The following is a 1,766-nucleotide window of genomic DNA, read 5'->3' on the forward strand; positions in this document are numbered from 1 at the left end:
GTGTCTGGTGGGGGTGTGTCGGTGTGTCTGGGCATGGGGGAGGGCTCGGACCCTGCTGGGGTTCGAGTTGAGCGACCTATGGGTGTTTCCTTCCCCGCCACGGGCGTTCCGTGGCGGGCGGGGTAAGGCGGGGAGTGAGGCCGGTTCGGGTGCGGGTCGTATCCCGGTCCTGGTCCTGGTCCTGGTCTGGGTGTCGGGGCCGGTGGTGGTCTCGCCTTCGGGAGGGGTGGTGGTCTCGGTGTTGGTGCTGGGGGCCGGTTCGGGTTGGCCTGTCGGTGCTGTGAAGCGTGCTCGCAGCCGGGCGCGGGCGGCCTTGATCTGGGCTTCGATCCGGGCTTGTTCGGCGGCTTCGGCGGCGGCTTCGAGGTCGGGTTTGAGTGCTTCGGACCATTCTTCGGGGTAGAGGCCGGTGGGGAAGATGTTGGCGACATCATCGGTGAACTCGGCTTCAAGATCTTCGATACTGCGCCAGTCGGCGCAGCCGCACCGGAGGTCGGGGTCGGTGTCGGTGTGGCCGTCGTGGTGGACGATCAAGGCCTGGCCCGGTCCGGTCTTCTCCACGCTCCATCCTGTGGTGTGAATCCTGCCGTGGTGGAATCTGCACAGCAGGATCAGGTTCGCCGCGACCGTCTCGCCGCCGTCGGCCCAGTGAAAAGTTACAGATTTACGGCCTTCATGTATAGTAATTAGTCCGAATAATTATCATTTACGAAATTTGGAGGCCATCGTGAACCTTGACAAGTACCTCGCGTCGATCGGCACCGCCGCAGCCACGGAGTCCCAGCGGGAGTACCGCCGCATTCTGGGGGTCATCCGGCTCTCGCACGAGACCGACGTGACCACCTCGCCCGAGCGCCAGCGCGAGGCGATCATTCTGTGGGCGCAGCAGCATGACTGCGAGATCGTCGGCTGGGCGATCGACCTCGACGTTTCAGGCGGGGTAGATCCATGGGAGCGAGGTGAACTCGGGGAATGGCTGAAACATCGCAGCCACGAGTTCGACGGCCTGTGCGCCTGGAAACTCGACCGATATTCGCGCTCAGTGTCCCACTTCTCGAAGTTCCTCGACTGGGCGAAAGAACACGGGAAGATGGTCGCCACTTCGGACAACGTGCTCGATTCGACCACGCCGACGGGGATGATGCTCGCCTATGTGATGAGCATCTGTGCCGAGTGGGAGCGAGTGATGGCCTCGCAGCGCTCGGCCGATATGCGGGCCAAGGCCCGACGCGAGGGCCGCTACGTGGGTGGTCGTCTCGCCTACGGCTACCGTGCGGTGCGTCAAGCGGACCGGTCGTTCCTGGTCGAGCCTGATCCTGACCAGTTCAAGGTCGTGCGCGAGATGATCGCCTGGCGTCTGGACGGCTGGTCGATCGGGCGGATTCGCCGCGAGCTCAACGACCGGCAGACACCGACGCCCCTCGGCGGGGCGTTCTGGCAGCAGAACACGGTCAACCGGCTCCTGACCAGCCCCACCCTGCTGGGCTACACGATGCATCAGGGGCGCGTGGTCTGCGGCGAGGACGGCATGCCGGTCCAGTTCGCCGAGCCCCTGGCCACCGAGGAGGAGTACAAGGCGCTGCTGACGATGGCCGACGAGTCCAAGAAGACGAAGTTCTTCGGTAACCGCCCCAAGAAACCGGTCACCGAAACCTACCTCTTGAAGGATCTCGCCCGGTGCGGCAACTGCGGGGAGCGGCTCTACCGGTACACACGCTCACGCCCGGGCAACCAGCCGGATGAGCCGATCTACCGGTGCGCGCAGC

The 1,766-nt window shown here is 64.8% G+C and carries 1 protein-coding gene and 1 pseudogene; one reads left to right on the forward strand and one right to left on the reverse strand.

The window, feature by feature from the left end; all coding sequences use genetic code 11:
- Positions 1-561: pseudogene (locus YWW_RS32750) on the reverse strand (hypothetical protein); the annotation flags it as partial.
- 154 nt (positions 562-715) lie between these two features.
- Here YWW_RS32750 and YWW_RS32755 point away from each other — a divergent pair.
- Positions 716-1,766 (forward strand): recombinase family protein (locus YWW_RS32755; RefSeq protein WP_162145997.1); only part of this gene is annotated, 1,051 nt, incomplete at its 3' end.

Source organism: Glycomyces tenuis DSM 44171 (genome assembly GCF_000427885.1).
In the GTDB taxonomy this organism is placed as follows: Bacteria; Actinomycetota; Actinomycetes; order Mycobacteriales; family Micromonosporaceae; genus Glycomyces; species Glycomyces tenuis.